The 22,467-nt window shown below is 66.8% G+C and carries 19 protein-coding genes and 3 pseudogenes; 8 read left to right on the forward strand and 14 right to left on the reverse strand.

Translation table 11 applies throughout. From position 1 onward, the window contains the following. Positions 1 to 80: 80 nt before the first annotated feature. Genes VLK31_RS08620 through VLK31_RS08640 form a run of 5 tightly spaced genes read right to left on the reverse strand, consistent with a single transcriptional unit; the run spans position 81 to position 4,473 of the window. Complete coding sequence (locus tag VLK31_RS08620; protein WP_409167959.1) at positions 81 to 1,058, reverse strand: biotin-dependent carboxyltransferase family protein; 978 nt, start codon at positions 1,056 to 1,058, stop codon at positions 81 to 83. Further along, the gene (locus VLK31_RS08625; RefSeq protein WP_409167960.1) at positions 1,048 to 1,956 is read right to left on the reverse strand and encodes a 5-oxoprolinase subunit B family protein; all 909 of its coding nucleotides are present in this window, start codon (positions 1,954 to 1,956) and stop codon (positions 1,048 to 1,050) included. The genes VLK31_RS08620 and VLK31_RS08625 overlap by 11 nt, the downstream gene beginning before the upstream one ends. Continuing rightward, entirely contained in the window at positions 1,953 to 3,401 is a 1,449-nt protein-coding gene (locus VLK31_RS08630) for an acetyl-CoA carboxylase biotin carboxylase subunit (RefSeq protein WP_409167961.1), read from the reverse strand. Before VLK31_RS08630 ends, VLK31_RS08625 begins: the two co-directional genes overlap by 4 nt. A 4-nt stretch (positions 3,402 to 3,405) precedes the next feature. After that, positions 3,406 to 3,654: an acetyl-CoA carboxylase gene (locus VLK31_RS08635; protein ID WP_409167962.1), complete on the reverse strand. Its 249-nt coding sequence runs from the start codon at positions 3,652 to 3,654 to the stop codon at positions 3,406 to 3,408. Between the two features lie 45 nt (positions 3,655 to 3,699). Further along, on the reverse strand, positions 3,700 to 4,473 hold the full coding sequence (locus VLK31_RS08640; protein ID WP_409167963.1) for a 5-oxoprolinase subunit PxpA: 774 nt from the start codon (positions 4,471 to 4,473) through the stop codon (positions 3,700 to 3,702). Between the two features lie 249 nt (positions 4,474 to 4,722). On the opposite strand from VLK31_RS08640, the gene VLK31_RS08645 reads away from it, so the two are divergent. Further along, positions 4,723 to 5,658 carry a LysR family transcriptional regulator gene (locus VLK31_RS08645; RefSeq protein WP_409167964.1) on the forward strand — a complete coding sequence of 312 codons (936 nt, stop codon included), beginning with the start codon at positions 4,723 to 4,725 and terminating at the stop codon, positions 5,656 to 5,658. Positions 5,659 to 5,788: 130 nt separating this feature from the next. Here VLK31_RS08645 and VLK31_RS08650 read toward each other — a convergent pair whose 3' ends face one another. From VLK31_RS08650 to VLK31_RS08660, 3 genes are all read right to left on the reverse strand, one after another. Next, positions 5,789 to 6,454 carry a response regulator gene (locus tag VLK31_RS08650; RefSeq protein ID WP_409167965.1) on the reverse strand — a complete coding sequence of 222 codons (666 nt, stop codon included), beginning with the start codon at positions 6,452 to 6,454 and terminating at the stop codon, positions 5,789 to 5,791. Between the two features lie 67 nt (positions 6,455 to 6,521). Further along, positions 6,522 to 7,268, reverse strand: a complete 747-nt coding sequence (locus tag VLK31_RS08655; protein WP_409167966.1) for a helix-turn-helix domain-containing protein — start codon at positions 7,266 to 7,268, stop codon at positions 6,522 to 6,524. A gap of 31 nt (positions 7,269 to 7,299) precedes the next feature. Further along, a complete protein-coding gene (locus VLK31_RS08660) occupies positions 7,300 to 8,328 on the reverse strand; it encodes an EAL domain-containing protein (protein WP_409167967.1) in 1,029 nt (342 codons plus the stop codon). Positions 8,329 to 8,794: 466 nt separating this feature from the next. Here VLK31_RS08660 and VLK31_RS08665 point away from each other — a divergent pair. From VLK31_RS08665 to VLK31_RS08675, 3 pseudogenes are all read left to right on the forward strand, one after another. Beyond that, a pseudogene (locus VLK31_RS08665) lies at positions 8,795 to 8,923 on the forward strand (ESPR-type extended signal peptide-containing protein); the annotation flags it as partial. Positions 8,924 to 9,181: 258 nt separating this feature from the next. After that, a pseudogene (locus VLK31_RS08670) lies at positions 9,182 to 12,367 on the forward strand (beta strand repeat-containing protein); the annotation flags it as partial. Positions 12,368 to 12,517: 150 nt separating this feature from the next. Then, positions 12,518 to 13,015: pseudogene (locus VLK31_RS08675) on the forward strand (YadA-like family protein); the annotation flags it as partial. Positions 13,016 to 13,097: 82 nt separating this feature from the next. Here the strand turns inward: VLK31_RS08675 and VLK31_RS08680 are convergent. Both VLK31_RS08680 and VLK31_RS08685 read right to left on the reverse strand, forming a co-directional pair. Further along, positions 13,098 to 14,357, reverse strand: a complete 1,260-nt coding sequence (locus VLK31_RS08680) for an MFS transporter (protein ID WP_409167968.1) — start codon at positions 14,355 to 14,357, stop codon at positions 13,098 to 13,100. A gap of 80 nt (positions 14,358 to 14,437) precedes the next feature. Next, positions 14,438 to 15,388: a LysR substrate-binding domain-containing protein gene (locus VLK31_RS08685; protein ID WP_409167969.1), complete on the reverse strand. Its 951-nt coding sequence runs from the start codon at positions 15,386 to 15,388 to the stop codon at positions 14,438 to 14,440. A gap of 119 nt (positions 15,389 to 15,507) precedes the next feature. On the opposite strand from VLK31_RS08685, the gene VLK31_RS08690 reads away from it, so the two are divergent. After that, positions 15,508 to 16,377: an NAD(P)H-binding protein gene (locus VLK31_RS08690; protein WP_409167970.1), complete on the forward strand. Its 870-nt coding sequence runs from the start codon at positions 15,508 to 15,510 to the stop codon at positions 16,375 to 16,377. Positions 16,378 to 16,409: 32 nt separating this feature from the next. Here VLK31_RS08690 and VLK31_RS08695 read toward each other — a convergent pair whose 3' ends face one another. Then, positions 16,410 to 17,297: a LysR substrate-binding domain-containing protein gene (locus VLK31_RS08695; protein ID WP_409168053.1), complete on the reverse strand. Its 888-nt coding sequence runs from the start codon at positions 17,295 to 17,297 to the stop codon at positions 16,410 to 16,412. A 79-nt stretch (positions 17,298 to 17,376) separates the two neighbouring features. Here VLK31_RS08695 and VLK31_RS08700 point away from each other — a divergent pair, with 79 nt between their 5' ends. Together VLK31_RS08700 and VLK31_RS08705 are read left to right on the forward strand one after the other, a co-directional pair. Further along, a complete protein-coding gene (locus VLK31_RS08700; RefSeq protein ID WP_409167971.1) occupies positions 17,377 to 18,537 on the forward strand; it encodes an MFS transporter in 1,161 nt (386 codons plus the stop codon). Between the two features lie 38 nt (positions 18,538 to 18,575). Beyond that, a complete protein-coding gene (locus tag VLK31_RS08705) occupies positions 18,576 to 19,196 on the forward strand; it encodes a pyridoxamine 5'-phosphate oxidase family protein (protein ID WP_409167972.1) in 621 nt (206 codons plus the stop codon). A gap of 52 nt (positions 19,197 to 19,248) precedes the next feature. On the opposite strand, the gene VLK31_RS08710 is transcribed toward VLK31_RS08705, so the two are convergent. From VLK31_RS08710 to VLK31_RS08720, 3 genes are all read right to left on the reverse strand, one after another. Beyond that, the gene (locus VLK31_RS08710; RefSeq protein ID WP_409167973.1) at positions 19,249 to 19,407 is read right to left on the reverse strand and encodes an HHHH-motif protein; all 159 of its coding nucleotides are present in this window, start codon (positions 19,405 to 19,407) and stop codon (positions 19,249 to 19,251) included. 119 nt (positions 19,408 to 19,526) lie between these two features. After that, positions 19,527 to 19,901, reverse strand: a complete 375-nt coding sequence (locus VLK31_RS08715; protein ID WP_409167974.1) for a VOC family protein — start codon at positions 19,899 to 19,901, stop codon at positions 19,527 to 19,529. Between the two features lie 25 nt (positions 19,902 to 19,926). Continuing rightward, positions 19,927 to 21,225 (reverse strand): MFS transporter, encoded by a 1,299-nt coding sequence (locus VLK31_RS08720; protein ID WP_409167975.1) that lies wholly within the window; start codon positions 21,223 to 21,225, stop codon positions 19,927 to 19,929. Between the two features lie 231 nt (positions 21,226 to 21,456). Here VLK31_RS08720 and VLK31_RS08725 point away from each other — a divergent pair, with 231 nt between their 5' ends. After that, positions 21,457 to 22,341 carry a CmcJ/NvfI family oxidoreductase gene (locus tag VLK31_RS08725; protein ID WP_409167976.1) on the forward strand — a complete coding sequence of 295 codons (885 nt, stop codon included), beginning with the start codon at positions 21,457 to 21,459 and terminating at the stop codon, positions 22,339 to 22,341. Positions 22,342 to 22,467: the final 126 nt, after the last annotated feature.

Below are 22,467 nucleotides of genomic sequence, written 5' to 3' on the forward strand. Positions count from 1 at the left end.
GCTTGTCGAAGCCTCGCGCGGCGCTTCGACAAGCTCAGCGTGAACGGTTTCTTGGCTCCGCGCGAACGGTCTCTTGGGCCTCAGCCCGCAATTGCGGCCCGCAGCCGGTCGATGCGTTGTCGTCGTTCGGCGCGCGCTTCCAGCGCCTGCGCCATGTCGACCTCCACAAAGCGCGCCTTGTGGTTGGGCTGCATCTGCGCGATCAGGTCCATGTCGGCGCTGATGACCGTTCCGACCATGGCGTACCCGCCGCCCGAGACCGCATCGCGGTGCAGGATGATCGGCTCGCGCCCACCGGGCACCTGAATCGATCCGTACGGGTAGCCCGCGTCCACGATGTTCGACGGGTCGTCGCCCGCGCCGAACGGCGGTGTGCGCGCATTGAATTGCAGCGGCGTGCCGTTCTTGTATCGATAGCCGATGCGGTCGGCCTCGGAGCCCACGGTCCAGGTGTCGGCGAAGAAGCTGCGCACCGACACCTCCTGCAGCCGATGAAAGTAGATGCCCGGCAACACGCGCAGCGCCACCTCCTTGCCCAGCACGGGCAGAAGATCGGCAGGCGCGCGCCTGCCCGCCTGCGCAGTTGCTGCTGGCGTGCCCACCGGCAGTCGGTCGCCCGCCAGCAGCTTGCGGCCGTTGAAGCCGCCGAACGCGCCCAGCCCGTAGGTCGAGCGGCTGCCCAGCACCACCGGCACGTCGATGCCGCCGGCCACCGCAATGCACATGCGCGCGCCCAGCTTCATGAAGTCGAAGCCGAGCACGTCGCCGGCCTGCACCGCAAAGGCTTCGTTGCGCGGCACCTCTGCGCCGTTGAGCTTCACCTTGGCCTCGGCGCCGGTGACGGCAACGAGGGCCGGCGCGTCGAAGCGCAGCTCGGGTCCGAGCAGCGTGCTTTCGATGACGGCCGCGCCTTCGTCATTGCCCACCAGCAGATTGGCCAGCAACAGGCTTTGCTGGTCGAGCGCGCCCGACAGCGGAATGCCCAGGTGGTAGTAGCCGGGGCGCCCGGCGTCCTGCACGCTGGTGGCCAGACCGGGCTTGAGCACTTCAATGGCCATGGAGCACCTTCAGCAGTTGTTGGTTGTAGCCGTCCGGGTCGGCCAGAAAGTCGTTCAGCGAGAACGACACCGGCGCCATGTGCAGCGTGTAGGTGCCGGCTTCCACCTGCGCAACCTGGCGGTCGTACTCCGCGCGGTCGATGGGTTTCCACTTCACGATGTCGCCGGGCCGGAAGAACACCATCAGCTCCTTCAGGTACGACAGGCGCTGCGCCGGGTCGAAGATGGGCGCGGGCGTCACGCCAAACATCTGGTAGCCGCCCGCGCCGCGCACCGAGTAGATGCAGCTGAAGCAGCCGCCATGGCCCAGCGTGTGCTTGGGCGTGTCGGTGCGCGGGCTCAGGTACTTGGGCACCTGAATCTGCCGCTCGCGCTCGACCATCTGGAACAGAAAAGGCAGGCCCGCCACGAAGCCGACCATCGACACGAACCACGGCGCGCCCGAATGCGCCGCAATGAAGGCGTCGACAGAGGCATGGCCGTTGATGCGCGTGGCGTATTCGATGTCGGTGCTCGACGGGTCCTGGTGGCGTTCGCGAAAACGCATGAGCGTTTCGTGCGTCCACGGGTCGTTGTAGAGCACGGGCACCTCGACGATGCGGGTCTGCAACTGCAGGTCGGCATCTCCGAGGTTGGCTTCGATTTGCTTCAGCGTGGCGAGCAGCACGTCGGGCACGATCAGGTCGGGGTCGAAGCGCACCAGGTAGGCGGCGTTGGCCGGGCAGATTTCGGTGACACCGGCGATCTCTCCGGCGTCCACGCGGCGGCGCAGTTCATTGCAGATGGCCATGCCCTTGAAGAAGGCGGGCAGCGACATTTCTTCGCTGATCTCGACGAACAGGTGTTCGTCGCCGCCAAAGCTGTAGCGGGCCTGGGCGGGGAGGGTGGTGGTGGTCATGCGGGCACCTTCGAGGGAGAGGGAGCGGCGTCCGCCAACGGGTTCTGCGCCAGCCATGTTTCCAGAAAGCCGGTGTGGAAGGCGGCCTTGGCAACGTCCGCGTCGTCGCATAGCGCGCGGTGCAATGGAATGGTCGTGTGGATGCCCTCGACCCGCAGCTCGCCGAGTGCGCGGCGCATGCGACTCAGCGCACTGGCGCGGTCGGTGTCGTGCACGATGAGCTTGCCCAGCAGCGAGTCGTAGTAGGCCGGCACGGTGTAGCCGGGGAACAGCATCGTGTCGAACCGCACGCCGGGGCCGCCCGGCACCACCAGCTGGGACACCAGGCCGGGGCTGGGCATGAAATTTTTCGCAGCGTTCTCGGCGTTGATGCGCACCTCGATGGCCGCACCGGTCAGGCGAATGTCTTCCTGCTTCAGCCGCAGCGGCTGGCCCAGCGCGATGCGCAGCATCTCTTTCACCAGGTCCACGCCGGTCACCATCTCGGTGATCGGGTGCTCGACCTGAATGCGCGTGTTCATCTCGATGAAGAAAAACTCGCGCGTGTCGTCGTCATACAGGTATTCGAGCGTGCCCGCGCCGCGGTAGGCCACGGCGTTGGCCAGGCGCAGTGCCGATTCGCACAGCGCGGCGCGCGTGGCCTCGCTGATGGCGGCCGAGGGCGCCTCTTCCCACACCTTCTGGCGGCGGCGCTGCAGCGAGCATTCGCGCTCGAAGCAATGCACCACGCGATGCCCGTCGCCGAGTATCTGAACCTCGATGTGGCGCGCCTGGCGGATGAAGCGCTCCAGGTACACCTCGCCGTTGCCGAAAGCGGCCAGGGCTTCGGCCGTGGCGGTGGCGAACTGCTGGCGCAGCTCGGAATCGTCTTGCGCCACGCGAATGCCGCGCCCGCCGCCGCCGGCGGAGGCCTTGATCATGATCGGGTAGCCGATGTCTTTCGCCACCTCGACGGCCGTGTCGGGGTCGGTCACCACGCCGGCGCTGCCGGGCACGGTGGGCACGCCCGCCTTCATGGCGGCGGCGCGCGCGGCGGCCTTGTCGCCCATGGTGCGGATGGCGTGCGGCGTCGGGCCGACGAACACCAGGCCCGCGGCTTCTATGCGTTCGGCGAAGGCGGCGTTTTCTGACAGAAAACCGTAGCCGGGGTGCACCGCACCGGCGCCGCTGTCGGCGGCGGCCTGCAGGATGGCGTCGGCGTTCAGATAGCTTTTGGCGGCGTGCGCCGGACCGATGCGCATGGCCTCGTCGGCCATCTGCACGGGCAGGCTCTGGGCGTCGGCGTCGCTGTACACGGCCACGGTTTTCAGGCCCAGCTCTTTCGCGGCGCGGATGATGCGCACCGCAATCTCGCCGCGGTTGGCGATCAGCAGTTTGTCGAATGCGGCGGGGGAGGCGGCGGGGGAGGCGGCGGTGGATGCGGCGGTGGATGCGGCGGTGGTCATGAGCTCACGCGGTTTCGATGACGGCCAGCACCTGCCCCGGATCGACCGGGTCGGCGTTCTCGACCATGAAGCGCACCAGCCGGCCGGCCGCATCAGCCGTCACCTCGCTGAACTGCTTCATCACCTCGACCAGGCCCAGCACGTCGCCCACGGCCACGGTGTCGCCTTCGGACTTGAAGAGCGGCGCGTCGGGCGCCGCGCGGCGGTAGAAGGTGCCCGGCAGCGGGCTCAGAACTTCATGGGTAGCGGACATCGGGGCACTCCTGGAACGGGACCAACAAGAACTAAAACGAAGAACTCAAGCTGTTTCAGCCAGCCCGGCAATCTGGATGCCGTGCGCTGCCAGCACGCGCCGCGTGGTCTGCACCAGCGCCAGCGCACCGGGCGTGTCGCTGTGGATGCAGACCGAATCGAAACCGATAGCAACATCCTTGCCTTCGACCGTGCGCACCACGCCCTCGGTGCAGGCGCGCAGCACCTTGGCGGCCACGGCGTCGGGGTCGAGCGCGCCCACGCGGCGGGTGAAGACGATGGCGCCGCTCAAGTCGTAGTCGCGGTCGGCATACAGCTCGCGCACCACCGGCTGGCCCATGTCGCGCGCCACTTGAAAGGTGAGCGAGGCTTCCATGCAGAACAGCTTCAGCGTGGGCTCGATGCGTTGCAGCGCCGTAACCAGCGCGCGCGACAGCGCCTCGTCGCGCGCCGCATGCATGTACAGCGCACCGTGCGGCTTGATGTGCTGCAGCTGCAGTCCTTCGAGCCGGGCAAATTCGCGCAGCGCGCCCAGCTGGTAGACCATGTCGTTCACCAGCTCGTCGGCCGGCGCGACGATGTGGCGGCGGCCAAAGCCGACCAGGTCGCGAAACCCCGGGTGCGCGCCAATGGCCACGCCGTGTTCACGCGCCAGCCCGACCATTCTTCGCATGATGTTCGGGTCGCCGGCATGAAAGCCGGTGGCAATGTTGGCCGAGCTGATGAGCGGCATGAGCTGCGCGTCGACACCGTCGCCGATGGTCCAGGGGCCGAAGCCTTCGCCCATGTCGGAGTTCAGATCGATCAGCGTTTTCTTCACGGGTCTCAGCCTTTGGTGGGTGTGCAGCGCCGAAGGGCGTTGCAGGACGAAGCGAAGATTAGTGAGCCGCAATCAGACTGAAAAGCATTGTTTTCAGGCGGTGCGGTATCTGAAAAACAGATGCTGCGGTGCAACGGGTTGGGCGCTACGCTGGAGGGGTTCGGGCTTGCGGTATCGGGTTTTCGCCTGCCGAAGGTCTTTCGAATGCCTGTGCACGCGCCGTGTGCACCACCCTGAAAAACCGCCACCATGTCCCTGACCCTTCGCCAGCTCAAGTACTTCTCGGCCGTGGCCGAGGCGGGGCGCATTTCGCATGCGGCGCTGCAGCTCAACATTTCGCAGTCGGCCGTCACCACGGCCATCCGCGAGCTCGAAGAACTGATGGGGCAGCAGCTGTTCGACCGGCATCCGCACGGGGTGGAGCTCACCAAGGCGGGGCGGCGCTTTCTGAGCCATGCGTATGCGGTGCTGGGCGCTGCCGACGAGGCGCTGCGCATGCCGCACGAGGGCGCCAACGTGGAGGGATCGATCACCGTGGCCGCCAGCTACACGGTGCTGGGCTACTTTCTGCCGCACCACCTGCAGCGCTTCGAGCAGCTGCATCCGCAGGTGACGGTGAAGGTGCACGAGGTGGCGCGCGAGGCCATCGAGGAGGGGCTGATCACGCAGCGCTACGACATTGGCGTGATGCTCACGTCGAACGTGGTGCTGCGCGAGCTGTCGCTCGAAACCTTCTTCGGCTCGCAGCGCCGGCTGTGGGTGCCGGCCAAGCATCCGCTGCTCGACAAGGCCGAGGTCACGCTGGCCGACGTGGCGGCCGAGCCCTACATCATGCTCACGGTGGACGAGGCCGCGGCCACCGCGCTGAAGTACTGGAGCAAGACGCCGCTGCAGCCCAAGGTGCGGCTGCGCACCAGTTCGGTGGAGGCGGTGCGCAGCACGGTGGCCAACGGGCTGGGCGTGACGGTGCTGTCGGACATGGTGTACCGGCCCTGGTCGCTGGAGGGCAAGCGCATCGAAACCATCAACCTGCGCGACGCCGTGCCCACCATGAACATCGGGCTGGGGTGGAAGCAGGGCGTGGCCTTTTCGCCGGCGATGACGGCGTTCAGGGAGTACTTTCGCCAGCTGTTCCTGGAGCCGGCGTCGGCGCGGCAGGTGCGAAGCCGTGGGGCGGAACGCTAGGCAGTGGGCTGCACGGTGTGCAGCGGGGAATCAGTGGGAAATGAAGAGGGGAAGGGGGGCAGCAGCTGAAACGCCTCGCCGCCCTCGCCGCCCTCGCCGGTTTTCCGTTTTTACGGGCAGCGGCAGCGTGTCAGTGCAGCTCGATGGTGTGGCGGATCTTGAACAGCCCGTTGTTCGACGTCACGCCCAGCTTGCGAAAGGCGGCCGCCTTCTGCGTGCTGATGGTCTTGATGCTGCGGTTGAACTTCTCGGCGATCTCGGTCACGGTCATGCCGGCAAGGTAGCACCGGATGACCTCCTGCTCGCGCACCGACAGCGATGCGATATGCAGGCCGCTGTCGCCGCCCGTGCCGTCCTCCGTTGCGTGGTCGGTGGTCGCGTCCGCCACGCGGTAGGACATGTCCGGGCTCAGGTAGACGGCGCCCGTGGCCACGGTGCGAATTGCCTTCACCAGTTCGGCCGTGTCCTGGGCCTTGCCGACAAAGCCGCGTGCGCCCATGCGCAACGCCAATGCCACCGTGGCGGACTCGTGGTGGGCCGACAGCATGAGCAGGAGGCAATCCGGGAACTTGACGCGCAAGGCCCGGATGAGCGAAACGCCGTCGAGGTCGTCCGCGCCCAGGGTGAAGTCGAGCAGCAAAAGGTCTGCCGGGTTCTTGCCCAGGCCCGCGATGGCATCGCGGCTGGTGCTGTAGGTGCCGACCAATTCGAAGTCGACTTCGATCTGAAGGCGGCTGACAAGGCCGTGCCGCACGATCGCGTGATCGTCGAGCAGGGCAATACGCAATCGTTTCATGGGTGAGGTACCGTGGACGGTTGGTTGCGCAAGCCCTGAGGCCTGCAGTCGTGCGACAAGAGCCCGGTCAATTGAGTCGAACGGCGGCGGGTTCGAACGGCACCGAGAAAAGCTGGTAGCCACGCCCATACACGGCGCGCAATACAAAGCCGTTTTCTTCGCGCAAGTCGAGTTTGCGTCGCACATTCGATGCACAGACGTCGATGGTGCGTGAGCCGCGTGCAATCTGGGTTTCGCCGCCCCACAACCGAAAAAGGCGGTCGCGCGTCACGACGCAGCCGACATTCCTGAACAAGGCCAGCGCAAACAGAAACTGGCGGCGCTGCAGCCGAATTTCCTGGTCGTCTTGGACAACGACGGTGTTGAGCGCATCGATGAAACGATAGTTTCCCCAGACGAATTCTCCGGAATCGGGCGCAACCTGCTCTTTTTTTGACGCCTTTTGCAGCAGCGATTTGATGCGCCACATCAATTCGTCGTATTTGTCCTCGGCGTACGAAAAAACGTCGCGAACAGAAGCGCTTGCCGACATGGAAGACACCTCGTCCCATTGATTTTCCTGAACCAGGAAAATTGCGGGAATTGAAGCCGCCGAGCATATTTTTTCCAGAAAGCGCCAATCAATTTCGGAGCTGATTGGAAGCAAAAGCAATGAAACCTTCTGCCCGCCCGCAAAAGCCGTGACAAATTCTTCGGCATTGCTGAAATCAATGGCCGAATAGCCGGTGCCGGAAACTTCGTTCAGCAATGAAATACGCTGAGAGAAATTGCTGCCGACGACGCAGATGGGGGGCATTTCCTGGATGGTGTTCACGGTTTTATCTCCGAAAAAGTCGAGGGGGGTGTTACTGCGACAAGCAGAACTTGTTGAAAAAAACATCCGCTTCCAGCGGGCGGGACAGCAGGTAGCCCTGTCCCGTGCGGCAGCCAAGGGCAACCAGGAGCGACGCCGTGGCTTCGTCCTCGATACCTTCGGCCACCAATCGAAGAGAGAGTCGATCGGCGAGATCGATGATTTGCTTCACGGTGTCGCATTCCGACGCCGAGCGCGAAATGCCTTGCACCAGCGCGGCATCGATCTTCATTTCGTCCAGCGGCAAGCTGGAGAGCGTTTCCAGCGTGGCCCAGCCGCTGCCGAAGTCGTCGAGCGACACCGCAAAACCCTTCGAGCGGAAAGCGGCGAGCGAGGCCGACAGCGCAAGCTGGCAAGGGGGCTGCACGTCTTCCGTCAATTCGAGCTTCAGCAGTCGTGTCGGCAGCCCGACCGAGCGCATCTGGTCGCTCAATTGATCGGCCAGCCAGGGCGTGCACAGCGTTCTGGCGCAGGCATTCACGGCATTGGGAATTTGAATGCCCATTTGGTCGAGCGAGAGCAGCATGTCGACGGTTTGGCGTTGCACCAACCTGAACAGAAGCAAGCCCAGCCCGAGTTGGTTCACAAGGGGGATCAGCACGCTGGGCGACACCTCTCCGTGTTGCGGGTGCGTCCAGCGAACGAGGGCTTCGGCGCTCACGATGCGTCCGGTGCGAAGGTCATGCTGCGGCTGAAACACGACCCTCAGGCCGTCGCCGGAGGCCACTGCGGCCACCACTTCTTGTGGGGTCGGCGTGACGGTTGAGTGGCCTGCGGGAGCTGAGGGAGCCGTGGGCCCCAGCTTGGCGCGTTGCTGGGCCGCGGTGTGCGCGCGGAGCTTGGCATTGAGGCCATCAAGGTAATCAAAGCCACTGACGCGTGGGGCGTGCCGAGTGTCACCACCTTGCGTACGCGTTGCGAATGCATTGACGCTTGCATGCGTGGACGGCGGATTGGCGGTGAAGACGATTGCACGCGAATTTGTAAATTCTTCGGCATGTCGGTTTGCAGATTCAATCAATTTTTCACTCGGCCTGTTGGACTGGGTGCGATCTTTATCGATGATTGAAAACAGAAAAATAGGAGAAAGACTAAAAAACAAACGAGCGAAGAATTCGGAATTACGTCACGAATTCATCGCTTGAGTTGATTTTTTAGGATAAATCCTATTTTTGGCGCACTGCGCTGGAAACGCCTGAAGAACAGGCTTGCACCCAGCACGTGGGCGCGACGCATCGCCCGGTCGCCCACCGCAATGGCCGCTTCGCGCTTGCTGAAGTGGCATATGCCATCCGGCCTACACGCATTTGGGGTGTTTCCATTCCTGCGGCAACGGCTTACATTGCGCTGCGTTGCCTGTCCCAGTTGCACCAGAGTTCACTGCTTTGTATCCAAAGCCCAGCTACAAGCTGCCGGCCTGATCTCAAGGGAGTCCAGCAAGCGCCGTTCATCGGCGCTGCGGTCGAGCCTGAAAGAAGGGTGACGGTATGAACAAGGTTTTTCGCAGCAATTGGAATTCGTCGCTGGGCGCCTGGGTGGCGGTTCCGGAAACCAGCGTGGCGCGAGGCAAGCCGGGGCGCGCCGGGCGGCGTCACCCAGTCCTTTTTGCGGTGGCGGCGGCCGCACTGGTCGTGATGCAGGCGTGGCCCAAATCGGCCCTGGCCGACCTCATCCTGATGAGCACGACCTGCACGACGGGTGGCAGCGCGACACCGGGGCGGATCAATCCCGGCTCGACAGTCGACGGACCTTCCGGCGTCGGTTCTCCCGCGCAAGACGGGTCGGGCTCCTATTCGGTGGTTGCGGGCTGCAGTGCGAGCGGCGGTGGTAACAATGCGGCGGTGGTGTACGGTACCTTTGCCAAGGTCACGGGCATCGGAGGCGCGGCCTTCGGCTTTCTTGCAACGGCAGGGCATTGGAGTTCGGCCTACGGCCTCGAATCGTCGGCCGGCGGCATATCGAGCATTGCCATGGGTTTCGGGGCCAACGCCTCGGCGCTGAACTCGGTCGCGATTGGCGGGTCCGGCGGGGACGGCACCACGCCGCTGAGCGTGGCGAACTCCACCACGGCTTCGGGCGCCGGGGCCGTTGCGATCGGCAGCAATGCGGTCAAGGGCGCGCAAGCGGCTGCGAGCGACTCCATCGCCATTGGCGGCCAGTCCAGCGTGACCGCCGCCGCGGCTGGTGGCATTGCCATTGGCCTGAGCGCGAATGTCAGCGCACAGAATGGCGTTGCTCTTGGCAATTCCTCCAACGCCCTGTCAACCAACGACATTGCGCTGGGCGTAAGTGCAACCGCCGGTTCGGCAGGTTCCTCGGCGGCCGGGCGAAATGTCGCGATTGGTTCAGGCGCAAACGCCACCGGCGGTGAAGCTACCGCAGTCGGCCGGCTGGCGAACGCCAGTGCAACGGGCTCCACGGCGATCGGCGGCAATTCGGTCAACGGGGCGCAAGCGGCTGCGAGCGACGCCATCGCCATTGGCGGGGAGTCCAGCGTGGCCGCGGCGGCGACCTCCGGCATTGCCGTCGGCCGCGGTGCGACCGTGAATGGTGCCTTCGGCATTGCGCAGGGCGATGGCGTTGTCAGTGGCGCGACTGGCCAGAACGTGGCCATCGGTTCGAGCGGAACCATCGCCAACAGCGGCACGGCCACAGGCGGCGCCGTGGCCATTGGGCGCAAGCAGACGGCCACCGGCGACGGCGCCGTTGCCATCGGCGACCCCGACACCGCCACCGGCACCGGTGCGGTGGCGGTGGGGGCGAACAACACCGCCACCGGCAATGGCGCGGTCGCCCTGGGCAACAACTCGCAGGCGCTGGGCAACAGCGCGGTGGCGCTCGGCGACACCGCCACGGCGCAGACCACGAATGCGATTGCCATCGGCGCCAACGCCAATGCGCAGTACGCGAACAGCGTGGCCATCGGGTCCGGGTCGGTCACGGGCGCTGCGGCACCCACGGGCACGGGCTTTCTGACGGGCACGGCCGCGCCGACATCTGAAGTCTCGGTGGGTGCGCCGGGGGCACTGCGCCGCATCACCAACGTGGCCGACGGCTCCGCGCCGCAGGACGCGGTGAGCGTGGCGCAGCTGAGCACCAGCGGCACGAGCCTGTCGACGGCGATCAGCACGGTGTCGAGCAATGTGACGAGCTTGTCGACCTCGACTTCGACGGGGTTGAGTACTGCGACGAGTGGCATCACGAGCCTGTCGACCGGGCTGAGCACGACCAACAGCAGTGTGGTCAGCTTGTCGACCTCTACATCGACGGGACTGAGCACGACGAACAGCAACGTCGGCAGCTTGTCGACCTCGACTTCGACAGGGTTGAGTACTGCGACGAGTGGCATCACGAGCCTATCGACTGGGCTGAGCACGACGAACAGCAACGTCGGCAGCCTGTCGACCTCGACATCGACAGGCTTGAGCACTGCGACGAGTGGCATCACGAGTCTGTCGACGGGCCTGAGCACGACGAACAGCAACGTCGGCAGTTTGTCGACCTCGACATCGACGGGCTTGAGCACTGTGACGAGCGGCATCACCAGTCTCTCTACGGGCCTGAGTACGACCAGCAGCAACGTTGGCAGTTTGTCCACAGGCTTGAGTACGACCAACAGCAACGTCGACAGCCTCTCAACCTCGACATCGACGGGGCTGAGCACAACCAACAGCAACGTCGGCAGTTTGTCCACGGGGCTGAGCACGACGAATAGCAATGTCGGCAGCTTGTCGACGGGCTTGAGCACCGCGACGAGCGGCATCACGAGTCTGTCGACTGGGCTGAGCACGACGAACAGCAACGTCGGTAGTTTGTCTACGGGCTTGAGTACGACCAACAGCAACGTCGACAGCCTCTCAACCTCGACTTCAACGGGGCTGAGCACGACGAACAGCACTGTCGGTAGCTTGTCTACCGGGCTGAGCACAACCAACAGCAGCGTGGGTAGCTTATCGACCTCGACGTCGACGGGCCTGAGCACAACGAACAGCAACGTCGGTAGTCTGTCCACGGGCCTGAGCACAACGAACAGCAACGTCGGTAGTCTGTCCACGGGCCTGAGCACAACGAACAGCAACGTCGGTAGTTTGTCTACGGGCCTGAGCACAACGAACAGCAACGTTGGCAGCTTGTCCACGGGCTTGAGCACGACCACCAGCAACGTCGGCAGTCTGTCCACTGGCCTGAGCACGACCAACAGCAACGTTGGCAGCTTGTCCACTGGCCTGAGCACGACCAACAGCAACGTTGGCAGCTTGTCCACTGGCTTGAGCACAACCACCAGCAACGTCGGCAGTCTCTCCACAGGCCTGAGCACGACGAACAGCAACGTTGGCAGCTTGTCCACGGGCTTGAGCACAACCACCAGCAGCGTCGGCAGTCTGTCCACAGGCTTGAGCACGACAAACAGCAGCGTCGGCAGTCTTTCCACAGGCTTGAGCACGACAAACAGCAACGTCGGCAGCCTGTCCACTGGCTTGAGCACAAACACCAGCAACGTCAGCAGCCTCTCCACCGGCTTGAGCACCACCAACAGCAGCCTCAGCAGCCTCTCCACCAGCGTCATCGGCGCGACCACCGGGTACAACAGCCTGTCGACCGGCCTGAGCACCGTGAGCAGCAACGTCGGCGATGTGACCAGCACGGTCAACAACATCAACAACAACGGCACCAAGTACTTCCACGCCAATTCGACCTTGCCCGATGCCACGGCCACCGGGCAGGCGGCGGTGGCGATCGGGCCGCAGTCGCTGGCCAGCGGGGCCAACTCCTTTGCGGCCGGCACGGGCGCGCAGGCCACGGCGGACGGTGCGGTGGCCGTGGGCTTCGGCGCGCAGGCGACCGGCACCAATGCCATTGCCATCGGCTCGGGCGCGCTGGCCACGGGCTCGCAGGCCATTGGCGCCAACGCGCGCGCGGGCGGCGGCGGCGTGGCGCTGGGCGACAACGCAGATGCGGGCGGCACGCCGCTGAGCAAGGCGAGCGGTGTGTCGCAGGGCACGGCCATCGGCTTTGGCGCGGTGGTGCAGCAGACGGGCGGCGTGGCACTGGGCGCGAACGCGGTGGCGTCCACCGCGGCGGGCGTGGCCAGCTATGTGCCGACCAGCGCCACGCCGCAGCAGGCGGCGTCCATTCGAGCGACCAACAGCACGCAGGCTGCGGTGTCGGTGGGCGACCCGGCGAGCGGGCAGTTCCGCCAGATCACCGGGGTTGCGGGCGGCACGGCCGACAGCGACGCGGCCAACATCTCGCAGCTGAAAGCGACGGCCAATGCGGTGGTGGCCGGTGGCGTGCAGTACGCCACCAACCCCGACGGCTCCATCAACTACAACCAGGTGACGCTGGGCAACGGCCAGGCGCCCAACGGCACGCGGCTGAGCAACGTGGCGCCGGGCGTGCTGCCCAACGACGCCGCAACCGTCGGCCAGGTGCAGGGCATCCAGAGCCAGTTGCAGGGGCAGATCGGCGACCTTGCGCGCATTGCCTACTCGGGCGTGGCGATGGCCACGGCCATGAGCTCGCTGCCGCAGTCGATGACGCCCGGCAAGAGCCTGATGTCGGTGGGCGTGGGCTACTACTCGGGCTACAGCGCGCTGGCCATCGGGTTCTCGCAGCGCTCCGACGACGGCAAGTGGGTTTACAAGATCAACGCGGGCATGAGCGCGCAGCGCTTCAACGTCGGGCTGGGCGTGGGCTACGAGTTCTGAACGAGCGAGCGGGTGGGTGAGCGGATGAGCGAGCGGCCGGGTGGGTGATCGAGCGAGCCGGCCGGCCAGCCAGCACCTCCCTTCAAGCCGCCGCCACCGGCAGCCTGTGCAGCGTTGCGATGCGCGACGCGAAGATGATCGCGGCCTGCAGCACGAAGCCGGCCAGCGCCAGCAGCAGGCAGGCCGGCTCGCCCCATGCCGCGCCCACCGCGCCGCCCAGTGCGGCGCCAAGGGGTCGGGCGCCCGCGTTCACGGTGAGGAACACGGCCGACACGCGGCCCAGCATGTGCGAGGGCGTCATGCTCTGGCGCAGCGTGGTCGACGTGATGACCCACACCATCGGCCCCGCGCCGAACAAGAAGAACGACAGCGCGGCCAGCCAGGCGCTCGGCACGCGCAGCGTGGCCACCATGGTCGCGGCTGCCAGCACCGCAACCGCGGGCCCGACCTGAATCGCCCGGCCGAACGGCAGGCGCGCCACCACGCGCGCGGTAAGCAGCGCGCCAACGACCATGCCCGCGCCATACATCGCCAGCGTGAAGCCGACCGCCTGCGCGCCCAGCCCCAGCACGCGCACCGCATACGACACATAGCCGGCCTGCAGCACGAACCACGCGATGTTGAAGACCGCGCCGGTCATCAGCATGGGGCTCAGCAAGTCGCTGTGCCAGACGAAGCGCGCGCCGTCGCGCACCTCGCGCCACGGCTGGCGGTCCGATGCTGATGCTGATGCTGATGCCGAGAGGGCTGCACGCGGTGCCTCGACAAGTCGCAGCAGCAAGCCCACCGCCACCACCGACAGCACAGCGGCCAGCACGAAAGCGGCCGGTGCGCCGGCCCATGCCACCAGCGCGCCCGCCAGCGCGGGGCCGGCGGTGAAGGCCGCGCTGCGCGCCAGCTCCAGCCGCGCGTTGGCCCGGGCCAGCGCGTCGCGCGGCACCAGGGTCGGCACCAGCGCGGGCGCCGCCACGCTGAACCCCACGGTGCCCACCGCGCCCAGAAACCCGAGCACCGCCAGCCACGCCATGCCGAGCGTCGATGCGCACACCATGCCCAGCAGCACCAGCAGAGAAACCGCCCGCAACCCTTCGGCCCAGAGCATCAGCTTGCGGCGCGACATGCGGTCGGCCAGCACGCCCAACGGCATCGACACCAGCAGGAAGGGCAGCGTCTGCACCGCGGCCAGCAAGCCGATGTCCCCAGGGCCCGCGCCCAGCGCCAGCACGGCGACCAGCGGCACGGCCGCAAGGCTCAACTGCTCGGCGGACTGGGCCGCCAGATTCGACCAGGCAAGGTGAATGAAGGGGCGTGGAAGTGTGGCGTGGGGAGGGGGCGAAAGCATGGGGCCAGCGTCGAGTGAAAACCCCATCTTGCGAGCCCACAGCCCGCGGCGCTGGCCGTTTACGGACCTTCGATCACGCCTCAGCGCGCTGGCTTGCCGTTGCCTTTGGGCCGACGCTTTGGCACGGCCGCAGGCGCGATCGCGTCCATCACGAAGTCGATCAACGCGCGCACCTTCGCCGCCGGCAGGTGCCGCGACGGGTACAGCGCGTACAGAGGCAGGCGCTCGTCGGGCCAGTCGGGAAACAAGTCGACCAGCGCGCCGCTGTCCAGCTGCGGCTGAATGCCCACGGCCTTGATCTGCGCCACGCAGATGCCGGCCAGCGTGGTCTCCAGGATAGTGCCGGGGTCGCTCAGCAGCAGCCGTCCGCCGGTCGGCACTTTGGCCAGCTTGCGCCCGCGCTGAAACTCCCACGCAAAGGGCTGCCCCGTGACGGGGTTGCGCACCTGCAGGCAGGCGTGGCCGATCAGGTCCACCGGGTTGGCAGGCCGCCCGTGTCGCGCGATGTAGGCCGGTGTGGCCACGGTGACCACGCGCGAATCCATCAGCTTGCGCGCCACCAGCGAAGACGAGGGCGGCTCACCGAAGCGCAGCGCGATGTCGAAGCCCTCGGCCACCAGGTCGCCGAGCTGCTCGCGCGCGATCAGCTCCAGCGTGAGCTCCGGGTGCAGCGCCAGAAAGCGCGGCAGGTGCGGCGCCAGCAGCAGCCGCGAAGTGAAGGCGTCGGTGTTCACGCGCAGCCGGCCGCGCACCACGCCGGACGCGCCCGAGGCGATGGTCACCGCGTCTTCGATGCCCAGCACCAGCGGGTTGATGTTGGCGTAGAGCAGCCGGCCTTCGTCGGTGAGGTTGAGCGAGCGGGTGGTGCGGTTGAACAGCCGCACGCCGATGCGTGCCTCCAGCCGGGCGATGGCGCGGCTCACGCCGGAGGGGGTGAGGCCCAGCGCGGTGGCGGCGCTGGCAAAGCTGCCGCCTTCGACCACTGCGGCCAGCACGCTGACGTTGGAGAGCAGGCGTCCGTCGAGAGTCATGTTGTTCTTCGTGATTTGGTGTCATGAATGATATGCATTGAGGTCGCTTTACTCAAAGGTGATGCGTTTCTACGATTCGCTCCATCGGATCAATAACGCACTGAAAAAAGGACAAGCTCATGTACGCCATCACCGGAATCACAGGCCAGGTCGGGGGCGCCGCGGCGCGGGCCCTGCTGTCGGCCGGGCGGCCCGTTCGCGCCATTGTTCGCAGCGCAGACAAGGGGTGGCCGTGGGCCGAACTCGGCTGCGAAGTGGCGGTGGCCGAGATGACCGACGCGCCAGCCTTGGCGCGCGCCTTCGCGGACACGGCCGGTGTCTTCGTGCTGCCGCCGCCCAACTTCGACCCCGCGCCGGGCTTTCCCGAAGCCAGGGCCGAGAACGCCGCGTTGCGCCAGGCGCTGGAAGCGGCGCGGCCGGCGCGCGTGGTGTGCCTGTCGACCGTGGGCGCGCAGGCCGCGCAACCCAACCTGCTGAGCCAGCGCACGCTGATGGAAGCCGCACTGCGCACGCTGCCCTTGGCCATCACCTTCTTGCGGCCCGCGTGGTTCCTGGAGAACCTGCGCTGGGACCTGGCGCAGGCGCGTTCGCAGGGCGTGCTCTCCAGCTATCTGCAGCCGCTGGAGCGCGCCTTGCCGATGGTGGCGACGGCCGACGTGGGCCGGGTGGCGGCCGAGCTGCTGATGCAGCCCGAGGACGTTCGACCAGAGGTGCCGCACATCGTCGAGCTCGAAGGCCCCGAGCGCCTGACCCAGCACGCGATTGCCGCTGCGTTGTCGCAGGTGCTGGGCCGGCCGGTGCACGCCGAGGCGGTGCCGCGCGAGACCTGGGGCGCCATCTTTCGTGCGCAGGGCATGCGCGACCCGGTGCCGCGCATTCAGATGCTCGATGGTTTCAACGAAGGTTGGTTGTGCTTCGAGGGCGCGGACGCCAGCGTGCGCAAGGGCACGGTGGGCGTGCTCGACGTGATCCGCTCGCTGCGCGACTGAGCCGCTTGCCGCCAACTGCTGGCCGCCCGCTGCTAGCTGGCCTCGGCCCGCATCTGCTCGAACCACTCCGCCACATACGCCGCCTCCGGCGCGGCGTCGGGCGCCAGGCCGTAGTAGTAGCGGTCGAGCGTCATGCGCAGCGTAGGCAGCGGCGACTGCAACCGGCCGGAGGCCAGGTCGTGCGACACCAGCGAGGTCGGGGCCAGCGCAATGCCCAGGCCGTCGACCGCGGCCTGCAGCACGAAGTGCAAGTGGTCGAACTGCAAGCGCCCGGCGGGCTTGGTGCGCGGCGCGCCGACCTGCTTCTTCCACGCGTCCCAGTCGTCCTTGCGCGTGCGGGCCGACAGCAGCACATGCGAGGCGAGCGCGCGCAGGTCGCCCAGCGGATGCACCTGGAACAGCGCGGGCGCGCCGACCACCAGCACCTCGTCTTTCAGGAAGGGCCGCAGCTTGATGGAAGGCGGCCAGCCGTCGCGCCCGCGTCGCACCGCGATGTCGAAGCTGTCGACGGCCTGCTCGGGCATCACCGTGCTGGTGACGACCTGCGGCTCAATGTCCGGAAAGCGCTCGACAAAAGAGGGCAGCCGCGGAATGAGCCAGCGCACCGCAAAGGAAGGGCGCACGTTGATGCGCACCGCGCGCGCCGGGCCTTGGGCCTGCAGCGCCCGCGCCGCAGTGCCGATTTGCGCCAGCGCGGGCTCCACCTCTGCAAAGAACTGTTGGCCTTCGGCCGTCAACGCGACCTGGCGGATGCGCCGCTCGAACAGCGCCACGCCAAGGAAGGCTTCCAGGCTCTTGATCTGCCGGCTCACCGCGCTGTGCGTCACATGCAGCTCCAGCGCGGCCCGCGTGAAGCTCAGGTGGCGGGCGGCTGCGGCAAAGGCGCGCACGGCGTTCAGGGGAGGCTCTCGAAGCGGCATGCGTGCAATTTTCTCACGCATGGCCGGTCGTTAATGTCGTTTGTCGGTGCGCGAGAGGGCGGCGCACCATCGGGGCGCGATGCACCCCAGCCCCGACCCCACCCCAAAGCCCACCGACCTCGACTCGCGCCACGCCGCCATCGCGCTGGGCCTTTCGTTGCCCGCCGACGTGGTGCTCTACCTGCTGCTGCCGATGTACGCCAGCCAGTTCGGCGTGACGCTGGCCGAGGCCGGCCTGCTGCTCGCGGCCAACCGGCTGGTGCGCATTGCCGGCTACGGCCATGTGGCGCGCTTCTATGCGCGCCATGGCGACCGGCTCACCTGCGGCATCGCGGTGGTCGCGGCGGCGGTGTGCGGGCTGGGCTATGCCACGCTGTCGGGCTTCTGGGCGCTGCTGCCGCTGCGGCTGGTGTGGGGCCTGTGCTTTGCGGCACTGAACCTGTCGACACAAGCGCTGGCCACGGCCGACCCACTGGGCGCCGCGCGGCGCAGCGGTCGCTCGCGTGCCTTCATCGCGCTGGGGCCGGTGCTGGCGTTGCCGCTGGGCGCGCTGCTGGCGCACTGGAGCGGGCCGCGTGCGGTCTTCGGCATCCTGGCGGTGTGCTCGCTGCTGGCGTGGTTCGTCACGCGGCGGTTGCCGGCCGCTCCGCACGCATTGGGCAAGCCCACGCGCCGCTTCAAGTGGCCCAACAGCCTGGACAGCTGGTCGTTCATGGAAGGGCTGACGCTCGACGGGCTCTTCATCGTCGGCCTGGCCTACCTGGGCAAAGACCTGATGCCCGGCGGCGCGGTGATCGTGGCCGGCCTGCTGATGGCGCTGCGCTACCTGGCGGAAATTGTGCTGAGCCCCGTGGGTGGCCGCATGGCGGAGCGCTTTGGGGCGGAGCGGCTGCTGGTGGGGCTGTCATTGGTGACGGCCATTGCGCTGGTCGGCTTCGGGCTGGGCTGGCTGTGGAGCTGCGCGGCGCTCATCGTGGTGCTGCGTGCGCTGCAACTGCCGCTGATGCCGCCCATCGTGGCGCGCCGCACACCCGGGCCCGAGCGCTTGCAGGCGCTGGCCGCGCGATCGGTGTGGCGCGACATCGGCGCGGGCACCGGCCCGTTGATCGCAGGGCTGTTGCTGCCCGTGGCGTCGCCGGCCTGGATCTACGGCGTGGCCGCGTTGCTGCTGGGGCTGGCGGCGCTGGCCTGCGGCTGGAACGCGGCACCCACTGCCGACGCTGTGAGACCGGCTGGCTGAAGCGCCGAGAATTTTTTCGAACCCAGGAGCCATCGCCCATGACCACACCGCACGCCATCGACACGCTGGCGCAGCTCGAAGCCCTGTTCGGCCAACCCGGCGAGGCTTCGCTGAAGAAGGAGGTGCCGTACCTGCACCCGGCCTACCAGGCGCTGATTGCTGCCTCGCCCTTCGCGGCGCTGGCCACGCTAGGCCCCGGCGGGCTGGACGTTTCGCCGCGCGGAGACCCGCCGGGCTTTGTGGCGGTGCAGGACGAGAAGACGCTGCTCATGCCCGAGCGGCGCGGCAACAACCGCATCGACAGCCTGCGCAACATCGTGGCGGATCCGCGCGTGGCGCTGCTGTTTCTGATTCCCGGCGTGGGCGAAACGCTGCGGGTGAACGGCAGGGCACAGATCACCGTGGAGCCGGAGCTGCTGGCGCGCTTTGCCATGGACGGCAAGCCGCCGCAGTGCGTGATTCGAATCGCCGTGGAGACGGTGTTTTTTCAGTGCGCCCGCGCCATTCAGCGATCGAAGCTGTGGGCGCCGTTGCCGGCCGATGCAAAGCGCGAGGTGCCGACGCCGGGCGCGATTCTGTCGGCGCTGACCGAAGCGGCCTTCGACGGCGCCGCCTACGACAAGGAACTGCCCGCCCGGCAGCGCGCCACCCTGTACTGACCATTGAAAAAGCCCGCTTGCGCGGGCTCCTGGAGGGCGGTTGCCGGGGCGATCAACGCACCCAGTGGCACACGCGGTGGTGATGGCGTGCGTCCCACTTGCACACCTTGTGTGCGCGGTGGTTGGGCGCTGCCGAGGCAATGCTGGGGGCCAGCACGGCAAGGCCGGCAAAAGCGAGGATGCTGGAGAGGATGAGCTGCTTGGTCTTCATGTGTTTCTTTCTAAGCAATGGCATCGAAGAGATGGAATGCGTCGTTCAAGGGCGCCCTGTGAGAACGGGCAGGGCACGCGTTCGGATGACGTCTTGCAACATCTTCGTGTGTAAAGACGTCAGGTGGCTGCAACGCCACGGAAGGCCCGGCTCGATATGGCCACCGAGTTGCCGTCCGGGTCCTTCGCATTGGCAAAGGCATAGCCGTTGGCCTGGTGCGTGGCACCGAAGGCCAGGCCCTGCGCCGCGGCCTTCTGCTTAAAGCCTTCGATGTCCTGCACGTCGAACATCAGCTTCACGCCCACCTGGCCCAGCTTCACGCTGCTGGCGGCCTGGTGAATGAGCAGGCTGGCACCGCCGCTGCTCGACCTCAGTTCGATCAGCCCCTCGACCACCTCCAGGCTCGACGCAAAACCGAAGTGCGTGCAATAGAACGCGGCGGTGGCGCGCGTGTTCCGGGCGTAGAGGATGAGGGTCTGCAGTGATGAGGTCATGGGCGGGATTTTGCTTCGGTCGGCATCAAGCTCTTCCCGTGGCCGCCGCCTGCTCGGTGCGCGCGTCGTGGCCGATGATCAGCACCAGCGCAAACGCCACCACCGACAGCAGCGCCAGAAACACCACCGCATACACGTCGTTGCCCATGCGGTCCTTCAGCGCGCCGAAGATCGTCGGGCCGATGTAGCCGCCCAGGTTGCCGATGGAGTTGATCCATGCAATGCCGGCCGCCGCCGCCGTGCCGCTCAGCATGGCCGTGGGCAGCGTCCAGAAGGTGGGCAGGGCGCTGAAGATGCCGAAGGCCGCAAGGGTAACGGCGGCCATCTTCGGCACCGGCGCGCTGGTCTGCGACGCCAGCACCAGCCCCACGAAGATGCAGGCCAGCGGAATCAGCAGGAACCACTTGCGCTCCTTGCGGGCGTCGGAGGCGCGGGTCCAGAACAGCATGGCAATGGCGCCCACCAAATAAGGAAAGGCGTTGATGAAACCGATCTGCACATTGCTCAGCCCGCCAAAGCCCTTGATGATCTGCGGCAGAAAAAAGCTCAGGCCGTACAGCGGCACGGTGATGCCCATGTACACGAAGCCCAGGCCGATGACGCGCGGGTTCAGCAGCGACTGCTTCCACGAAATCTTGTGGATGGACTCGCGGTTGCGGCGCTCTGCGCTGAGCGTGTGCTGCAGCCAGTTGCGCTCTTCGTCGGTGAGCCACTTGGCGTCCTTGGGGCCGTCGGGCAGGTACGCCAGGATGAAGAAGGTCAGGAACAGCGCGGGCACCGCCTCCAGAATGAACAGCCACTGCCAGCCGTGCATGCCGCCCATGCCGTCCATGTTGAGGATGTAGCCCGAAATGGGCGAGCCGATGACGGTCGAGATGGGAATGGCGAACATGAACCACCCCACGATGCGCGCGCGGTACGCCGCCGGGAACCACAGCGTGATGTAGAAGATCACGCCCGGAAAGAACCCCGCCTCCGCAATGCCGAGCAGAAAGCGCACAGCGTTGAAGCTGGTCGCGCCGCCCACCCAGGCCTGCGCCGCCGACAGAATGCCCCAGCTGAACATGATGCGAGCAATCCAGCGGCGCGCGCCAAAGCGCTCCAGCGCCATGTTGCTGGGCACCTCGAACAGAAAGTACGCCAGAAAGAAGATGCCGGCCGCGCTGCCGAACACGGCGGCGGTGAAGCCCAGGTCCTTGGACATGGCCGCGCCGGCAAAGCCGAGGTTCACGCGGTCGAGGTAGGCGATGAAGTAGCTGATCATCAGCAGCGGCAAAAGCCGCCAGCTCATCTTCGAGATGGTTCTCTGTTCGACGGGGTTCATGGGTTGTCTCCGGTGTTGGATGGTTTTATGGAGTTGTCGGAAAGGTCGGGCCGGTCAAGCCTTGCAGCGCACCGACCTGCCGCTGAGCAAGGTCATCTTTATTGCGTCGTTCCACCCCCGTGGCGGCGGTATAGCCTTTGCGTTGCGCGCCTTCGCCCGAGGCATGGACCGCCGGCACCGCACCGGTCGGCTTCACCCTCCGGCATCAACCTTCTTGAGGAGTCAAACCGCATGAGCGTGGGACCGAATGGCCAGATGCTGGCAGCAACGCTGCCCGGAGTGGAGGCCGAGCTGAACTATCTGAAGGCCGCGACTGGAGATGCGGCGCAGGCCCGCCCGGTGCGCTACACCTTCGAGCCGCCGCCCGGCACGCCGTGGGACAGTGGTGCGCTGGCGCCGCGCCGCGTCACCATCCGCGACGGCCGTCCGCTGGTGGCGCTGAACGAGCTGTCGCTGGAGCGCAGCGGCTTCACGCAGATTTCGCACCGCAGCGTGCTGGCCGACTTTTCGCACGACGCGACCATCCGCGACATCTACTACCGCGAGTGCGAAGCCTTGCTGCGCGACGTCACCGGGGCCGAGAAGATCGTGGTGCTCGACCACACGCTGCGCGACAGCCCGCAGGGCGCGCGCGGAGCTCCCGAGCCCCTGCCGCCACTCCCGCCGTTGCAGCGCGTGCACAACGACCAGACAGCGCACGCCGCCGAGCGCCGCGTGCGCGAGCACCTGCCGCCCGAGGAGGCCGAGCAGCGCCTCGCGCACCGCTTTGCCATCGTCAACCTGTGGCGCCCGCTGGCCACGGTGGAGCGCCTGCCGCTGGCCCTGTGCGACGCCCGCTCCATCGCGCCCGAAGACGTGGTGCCCACCGACCTTGTCTACCCCGACACAGTGCGCGAGACCTGCCTGTTCACCTACAACCCGCGGCACAGCTGGTACTGGTTTCCGCGCCTGCGCCCGGACGAGGCGGTGCTGTTGAAAACACACGACTCGCGCCAGAGCGGCGTGGCCCGCTTCTGCGCGCACACCGCCTTCGAAGACCCGACCGGCACCCGCGAAGCGCCCGCGCGCCGCAGCATCGAGCTGCGGGCGCTGGTGTTCTGGCCCGCGGGCAAATAGGGGGTGGCTGCGCATCGCAGCCTTGTTCTAACGCCTCGCGGGGCGCGATTCTTTCGCCAGAATTAGCGTCGCTCCTTCGGCCTCCCTCGCACGCCCTCGCTCCCGACCCCACGCGGGCAGCGATCG

Source organism: Variovorax sp. H27-G14 (genome assembly GCF_046156345.1).
Taxonomy (GTDB): domain Bacteria; phylum Pseudomonadota; class Gammaproteobacteria; order Burkholderiales; family Burkholderiaceae_C; genus Variovorax.